Here is a 7,887-nt window from a genome sequence, read left to right as displayed (position 1 = left end):
TGCAAGTCGTCGGGAAGACGGTAGACCGGGGACTGTTTCTGATCTTTTTTTGCTTCGGCTCCGGTGATGCCGATGAACAGTGTCAGAAACATCACGTAACTGAATTTGAACAGTGCTTTTTTCATGTGTGTGCGCATTTATTTTTCAGATTTGGTTTTAGCTTCGACTTTGGTCGGTTGGGGACCCATATAGGAATACTTCATACCGCCGAAGTCGATCACGATTTTCTGAATCATCATGCCCGGATGGGCGGCGAAGATGCGGACGGTGTGTTTGCCCGGTTCGGAGATCATATGCGAGGTTTTGTTGATGCGGCAGTTGCGCATGATGCTCTGTATCCAAAGCGTGCTGTAATAGGGCGCTCCGGCTTCGGGCAGGTAGACGGGGCTTCTGTCAACCATCACGCCGTAGCGCGTACCGTGTTCATCGTCGAGCGGGAAGAGCGGCACCATGTAGGTATAGACATCAATAGGACCCGTGGTGAAAGAGTAGAAATCGTACTCGATCATCGGATAGCGGTCCAGCGGAGCCGGCGCCACGTAATTCGAGGTCAGTTCCAGACCGGGGTAGAAGTCGGCCTTGGCGAAGGGATCGCCCAACTGCACGACGGTGTCTTCGAATCCGTAACGTGCAATCTTGTCGAATGTGATGCCGTGGCGTTCGAATTTGCGGTGGAAACCCGCGGCGTCGATCGACACTACGCCGTTATCCTCCACGTAGAGGCCGGCCAGGCTGTCGCGGACAATCTCTGCGGGATTGAACGCCGAGACGTATACGGTTTTCTCCGCTCCGGCGCCCTTGAATGCGATCCGGGCGCTGAGATTGCGGCCTTTGGGCGCCTTGTCCCAGTCTACCGAGACGTTCACCCGCTGTTCGTAGGGGGTGCTGCCGGCCGTCTTGTCGAGTTTGATCCACGGTTCGGACGGCTGCGCACTCCATTCCAGCTCACCGTTGCCCGTGTTGAACACGTCAACGTAATAGGATTTGTCGGTGAAGGGGTTGAAGGTGGGCAGCGTGTGGAAGTTGCCCATTCCGGTGTGGAGCGTTTCGCTCTCGGCGTGAACGCCCAGTCCCGGTACGGCTGCGGGTTCGACCTTTTTCGTAGGCGGGACGTAGATGTCTCTCCAGCCGCCCTGTGCCAGTGTCATCATGTAACGCCATTTGCCGTCTTTGAGCTCGTTGTAATCCTTCGTGATTTTCCGCAACTCGTCGATGGCGGCATTCACGCGTTCCCGGACCTGATTGGCCGACACGCGCCCCTGTGCCGCGTACCAGCGGTTGCGCTGGGCTTCGAGGAACGCGATATTGAGCAGTGCGGCGCCTTTGACCGGATAGTAGACCAATTGGAAGAAACCCGGTTTGGAGTCTTCGTCCAGCTGTGCATAGATCGCATCGGCCTCTGCTGAGATGGCTGCGTAACGGGCCGTGCGCCGTTCGGCTTCGTGGTAGTTGTCTTCGGCGAAATGCTGTTCCAGGTGGTGTTGCATGTGCTCGGGCTTGCGGGCGAAGGCCAGACTGAAATATTCGTCGAAAATGTGCTGGAGCGCGTCGCGGTGCTGTTCGCCGAAATATTTCGACAGCGTGTTCGCGTAGTAGAACCCGACGTTTTCCACCGTGAAGGCGTCGATGTCCCACGCCATGTCGAGGAAGAGCGAAAGGGCGTTTTCGGCGGGTTTGATGTCGCCTACGTTGGCGAGCCAGATGCGGTCGGCCGTGGTGTCGTAAGCCCTTTTCAGTTCGGTGTACATCTGTACCGGAGGATTGGTGTTGATCCACAGGAAATTCATCGGGGGACCCCAGTACGAGAGGTGGTAGTAGACGCCCGAACGTCCGCTGCGTTTCTGCTCTTCGGCATTGCTCAGCCGCTTCATGTAACCGAAATCGTCGTCGCCCCAGACGATAGTCACGTCGTCGGGGAGTTTCATGCCGTGTTCGTAGGTGTGCAGCACCTCCTTGTATGGGGTGAAAGCCTGCGGGATCTGATCGGCGGGTTTGCCGAGCACGTCGCTCAGGATCTGCCGCTGGTCGTCGAACACCTTTTCGAGCACTCGGGCCTGCTCTTCGAGGGTCAGATTGCCGGCCATTACGGCGTCGTGGATGCCGCGCATCGCCAGCGTGTAGACATTCTCATAGGCGCCGTTCTCTTCGACCCGTTTGCGCAGCACCTTGTTGATGCCCTCCTTGTTGGTGACGTAGTTCCATTCGCCCATCGTCTTGCGGTCCCATTCGCTGGCGTTATTGAACAGCAGGGGCTCGCAATGCACCGATCCCATGACGATCGCCAGACTGTCGGCGACCAGTTTGTTGTCGGGATAGTAGTTGAACGCCTTGGTGCAGGAGTGCATGGCCGGACAAAGGTAGTTGCCCTTCATGCGCAGGAGCAGTTCGCAGATTTTCGAGTAGGTTTTGGGGCCGATGTCGCCCACTTCGGGCTCGAAGGTTTTGGCGGCCCAGGGCTTGAGTCCGAAATCCTCGTCGTTGATGAACAGACCGCGGTATTTGACCGACGGCTCTTTCGAACGGTAGGATTTTACGTCCAGCGTAAGGCGGTCCTTTTTTGCGACGGGAACGTCGGCCCACCAGTACCACGGGCTTACGCCGATAGCCTCCGATACGGAGAATACGCCGTAGGCGGTGCCCCGGCGGTCTGATCCGGCGATGACCAATGCTTTGCGGATGCCGGCAGCGGGGCGCTCCACGACCTCGACGGCGTATTGCTCCCAGCCGCCCCTGATCTTGTCCACGTTCAGCCGACCTTCGGACACCAGTTTGTCGATCAGGCTGTTATGTCCCAGCGTGCCGATCACTACGATCGTCGCTTCGTTGGCTGCGGGCAGCGTTCGGACGGTGGCGTTGCGGCCTGTCACCAGGCCGATGTCCTGCGAAAGAAACCCGGCGGCACGTTTCACTACTTCGAAGTCCCGGCTGTCGTAATAGAGGGTCGCCCCGGAGTTCTTGCCGGCCAGCAGAAACTGACTGCCGGCGGGTTTCCCCGTCGCCAGGGAAATTTGCGCAATCGCTCCGGCAACTCCGCATACAGAGAGCAGCGCTGTCAGGACCATCGTTCTAACACACATTCTTGTCATGTCGTTTTCAGGTTTTATGGTTAAAAAAGAGGAGTCGGTTGTGGGGTGTCCGAAGGGTGCCCGTCGCGCACCGTCGGCCATCCGTCGATCCACTCGATCTTGTCGAGCAGCAGTTTGCGGCCCCGCGGGTCGCGGGAATCCACGGCGTGATAGAGCAGCCAGTCGTCGCCCGCCTTGTCGGTGATGATGTCGGAGTTGTGTCCGGGCCCTGCGAAACGGTCGCTGCGCCGGATGACCACCTCGTAGCCGTTGTCGAGCATCCCTTTTCCGGATTTGTCGGTGTAGGGACCCATCAGGTTGCGGGAGCGTCCGACGACGGTGGTGTAGGTGCTGTTGAGACCTTCGCAGCAGGAACCGATCGAGGCGAAAAGGTAATAGTAGCCGTTCCGTTTGTGGATGTAGGTCGCTTCGAAAGCCCTTCCGGCGATTTGCTTCGGCTCGCAGCCCGCCTTCACGGCCAGTCCGTCTTTGGTGAGCTCCACGGCATAAATGCCCCAGAAGCTGCCCCAGAAGAGGTAGTTGCGGCCTTTCTCGCGGACGAACTCCGGGTCGATGGAGTTGAATACGCCGATCGTGTTGCTGCGGAACAGAGGCCCGTGGTCTTTGAAAGGACCCTGCGGGCTGTCTGCCGTCGCCACGCCGATACCGCATGTCTCGCTTCCGCCCCAGTAGGACATCGAGTAGTAGAGCAGGTATTGTTTTTTCAGCCGGTTGATATCGGGGGCCCAGAGTCCGCCTTTGGGTTCGAATGTGGGGCGTGTTTCCTTGCTGAAAGCCGTGCCGACGCGCTCCCAGTTCACCAGGTCGGAGGAACGGACGATAGGGATGCTGTAACCGTGGCCTTCCGTGGCGTAGAGATAGAAGCAGCCGTCGTCGGCACAGATTACCGTCGGGTCGGGCATGTCGAAATCCATGACCGGATTGGTGTAGGTGTTCTGGGCCCGGATGCCGGACGCAGGGAAAAGAATGCCGCAGAGAACCAGTGTTTTGAGGAGTTTCTTCATCGGGTTTTATTTGTTTTGTTGTTTATCGGATGACTTCGGTCGGGGGAGGTCCGGCGTAGGAGCGTTTCATGCCGCCGAAGTCGAGGACGATCTTCTGGACTACGACGCCCGGATCTCCGCAGATGATCTTGACGGTGTGCCTGCCGGGGCGGTCGATGTGCAGCGTGGTTTTCTTCACGGCGCAGTTTTTCAGTACGTTTTCATACCAAGCCTGTGCATATTCGAACGAGGAGGTCGTGGGGTTCATCACCGGGCCTTCGTCGATCGCCACGCCGTATTTGGTCTCCGTCGATGAGGTTTCATGGGCGAACGGACGGTCGGCACTCAGCGGAAAGGTGGGCAGCATGTAGGTGTATACGTCTACCGATCCGCTGCTGAAACTGTAAAAATCGTATTCCAGACGAGGCGTATTGCGGCCTCCGGTACGCTGCACGCTGCTCAGGGGATGTCCCATCATGACGGCTTCCTTTTCGTATCCGAGGTTTTCGATGAGCGTCATTTTCACCTGCTCGTTCTCAAATTTGCGATGGAAGCCGGCGGCCGGGATCGAGACACATCCGTTGTCCTCCACATACAGGCCCTTGATCGTTGCCGGTGCGGGAGTGGCGGGGTTGAAGACCGAGACGAGTACGGTCTCCCGTTCGCTGCCGGCGTCGATGCGGACCGATCCCAGGATGCGTTCTCCGACGGGAACCTTTTCCCAGTCGATCTCTACGGTCAGTTCCTGTTGCGTGGAGGTCGTTCCCGACGTGCGGTCGAGGCGAATCCATTCGTCGGAAGGAGAGGCGGTCCAGACGAGCGGCCTGTCGCCTTTGTTGAATACGTCGATCCGTCCCGTGCGGCGGGTGTAGACGCTGAAAGCAGGCAGCGCGTGGAAACTGCGCTGACCTTTAAGTACGTCCTCCGACTCGACCCAGACGCCCAACGATGCTCCGGACTGCAAGGTGACGCTGTCCAACTCCGGCAACTGGTAATAGGAGCAGGCGAAGCCCTGGCGTGTCGTCATGATTCGGGTCCACTTGCCGCCGAGCAGTTCGTTGTAGCCCGCTGTAAGGTTTTGCAATGAATCGTAATGCGCCCGGACTTCATCGCGCAGCGGGTTGGCGGCGGCACGGCCCTGCCGGGCATACCAACGGTTCCGCTGCCCGTCGAGAATCATTTTGTTGAGCTGTTCCGAGGCTCGGACGGGGTAGTACAACAACTGGTAGAAAGCGGGTTTTTCAATCTCCGGAAGATTGGTCATCACTTTTTCGGCGAGTTTGCCGATACGGTCGTATTCGGCTATGCGTCGGCTGGCTTCCCCGTAGTTGGCGCAGGAGAAATCCGTGTCGGTGTTTCGTTCCCGCCCGTGTTTGTCGGTCGCCCATTGGTATCCCCATCCCATCAGTTCGGGTTTGCGCTGAAAGGCCAGGTCGTAGAACGTCGCGGTGATTTCGCGGAAAGTGTCGTAATATTGGCTGCCGAAAATCCGGCTGAGCGTCCGGGCCTGATAATCGGCCGCATTCGCGTAGTCGAACCGGTCGATGTCGTATGCCATGGCCAAAAAGAGGTCTACGGCCGGTTCGCAGGCCTTGATGTCGCCGGCATTCAGCAGCCAGATGCGGTCGGCTGTGGCGTCATAGGCTTTGCGGAGCTCTTCGTACATCAGTGCCGGCGAGGTCGAAGAAATCCAAAGATAGTCGTGCGGTTTGCCCAGATAGGAGGCGTGGTAGTAGACACCGGAACGTCCCGAACGCTTTCGTTCGCGCTCGCCGCTCAACCGTTTCATGTAGCCGTAGTTGTCGTCCGGCCAAATGATCGTCACGTCGTCCGGCAGTTCGAGACCGTTTGAATAGACTTCCAGCACCTCCTTGTACGGGGTGAAAGCCTGCGGGATCTCCTCTCCGGGTTTGCCCAGTTCATCGACGAGCAGCTGCCGCTGGTCGTGCAGGGCGCCTTCCAACTGGCGGACGCGTTCTTTCATGTCGCTGCTGCCGGTCATGGCCCGGTCGTGGAGGCCGCGCAGAGCCAGCGTATAGACGTTTTCGTAAGCGGCATTCTCCCGGACACGCCGGCGCAGTACGCTGTTGATGCCCTCCTTATTCTTTACGTAGTCCCATTCGCCCATCGTCTTGCGGTCCCATTCGCTGGCATTGTTGAACAACAGGGGTTCGCAATGCACCGATCCCATGACGATGGCGAACGAATCGGCCACCATTTTGTTTTCGGGAATCTTGTTGAAAGCCGTGGAGGCTTCGTGCATGGCCGGGCAGAGGTAATTGGCTTTCAGCCGAAGCAGCAGTTCGCAGACTTTGGCGTAGGTCTTGGGGCCGATGTTGCCCCGTTCGGGGTCGAACGTATGCCGCGCCCAGGGCAGCAGCCCCCAATCTTCGTCGTTGATGAACAGCCCCCGGTATCTGACCGACGGCGTTTTGGAAACTTCGGGATGAACGTGCAGGTAGAGCGACGTGCGCGGCTTGACGGGAACGTCGGCCCACCAGTACCACGGGCTTACGCCGATAGCGTCCGAAACGGCAAGAAGGCCATAGGCGGTTCCCCGGCGGTCGCTTCCGGCGATGACCAGCGCCTCGGAGACGCCCGGCAAGGGCTTGGCGACCATTTGAATCAGGTAGCGCTCCCAGCTGCCTGCGATCGTGTCGGCGGCGATTTTGCGCTGTGCGATCAGTCGGTCGATCAGGGCGCTTTGGCCGATCGTTCCGGCGATGATCACGTCGGCGTTGCGGGGAAGTGTGTCGCCGGTCGTCGTCAGCCCCTGCCGTCCTGTGACGAGACCGAGGTCTGCGGCCAGGAGCTCCGCCGTCTTGCCGACGACCGTTGCGTCATTGGCGTCGTAACGGATAACCGTTTGCCGGTTCGGTGCGGAGAGCCGGAAAACCTCCTTGCCGGAGGTCTTTTCGGTCAGCCGCACCTGAGCCTTCATGCTCGGACCGGACAGTCCGAGCATGAAGGCAATCAGGATCAGCGTTTTTTTCATCTCGGTTCGTTTTTCCGGTTATACTGCACTGAAAGAGCTGAATCCGCCATCGACCGGAATGACGGCGCCTGTGATGAAGCTCGCTTCGTCCGAACAGAGGAATTTCACGATTCCGTTCAGTTCGGAGATGTCGCCGAAACGTCCCATCGGTGTGTGGGCCATCACCTTTTTGCTGCGTTCGGTGTAGGAGCCGTCCGGGTTGATCAGTACGGCCCGGTTCTGGTCGCCGATGAAAAAGCCCGGGGCGATGGCGTTGACACGAATCTTGTCGCTGAATTTGAGCGCCATCTCCATAGCCATCCACTGGGTGAATATATTGATCGAACTTTTGGCCATCGAATAACCCAGTACGCGCGTGATCGCCGAATAGGTGGCCATCGAGGAGACGTTGATCATCACGCCGTATTTCTGTTCGGCCATCGTTTTGCCGAACACCAGGCAGGGATAGACCGAACCGTACATGTTGAGGTCAATCACCCGGTTCAGGTCCGAGATCTTCATGTCGAAGATCGTCTGGTCTTCGCGCAGCGTGGCACCGGGGAGATTGCCGCCGGCGGCGTTGACCAGAATGTCGATGTGGTCCCAGCGTTCGAGTATCTGTTTCTTCACTTCTTCCAGACTTTCGGTGTCGAGAACATTGCAGGTGAATCCGGCGATTTCTCCGTAGGGGGAGAGTGCCGCCACCCGCTTGTCGATGTTTTCCTGACGGATGTCGAGGATGACTACTTTTACTCCGGCTTTGACCAGGCTGTCCGAGATATTTCCTCCCAGCACTCCGCCTCCGCCTGTTACAATGGCAACTTTGCCTCTTAAATCACTCATT

The 7,887-nt window shown here is 58.3% G+C and carries 4 protein-coding genes; all 4 read right to left on the bottom strand.

Going from position 1 to position 7,887, the window contains the following annotated elements:
* Window positions 1-137 precede the first annotated feature (137 nt).
* The 4 genes from WMO46_RS14840 to WMO46_RS14825 are packed head-to-tail and all read right to left on the bottom strand — an operon-like array spanning window position 138 to window position 7,886.
* Window positions 138-3,062, bottom strand: a complete 2,925-nt coding sequence (locus WMO46_RS14840; protein WP_410520089.1) for a glycosyl hydrolase 115 family protein — start codon at window positions 3,060-3,062, stop codon at window positions 138-140.
* 44 nt (window positions 3,063-3,106) lie between these two features.
* Window positions 3,107-4,090 carry a family 43 glycosylhydrolase gene (locus WMO46_RS14835; RefSeq protein WP_288662010.1) on the bottom strand — a complete coding sequence of 328 codons (984 nt, stop codon included), beginning with the start codon at window positions 4,088-4,090 and terminating at the stop codon, window positions 3,107-3,109.
* Between the two features lie 22 nt (window positions 4,091-4,112).
* Window positions 4,113-7,064: a glycosyl hydrolase 115 family protein gene (locus tag WMO46_RS14830; RefSeq protein ID WP_349094595.1), complete on the bottom strand. Its 2,952-nt coding sequence runs from the start codon at window positions 7,062-7,064 to the stop codon at window positions 4,113-4,115.
* Between the two features lie 18 nt (window positions 7,065-7,082).
* The gene (locus tag WMO46_RS14825; RefSeq protein ID WP_129650397.1) at window positions 7,083-7,886 is read right to left on the bottom strand and encodes an SDR family oxidoreductase; all 804 of its coding nucleotides are present in this window, start codon (window positions 7,884-7,886) and stop codon (window positions 7,083-7,085) included.
* Window position 7,887: the final 1 nt, after the last annotated feature.

The sequence above is a fragment of the Alistipes intestinihominis genome, from assembly GCF_040095975.1.
Taxonomy (GTDB): Bacteria; Bacteroidota; Bacteroidia; order Bacteroidales; family Rikenellaceae; genus Alistipes; species Alistipes senegalensis.
This window is presented reverse-complemented; position numbering and strand designations above follow the sequence as displayed.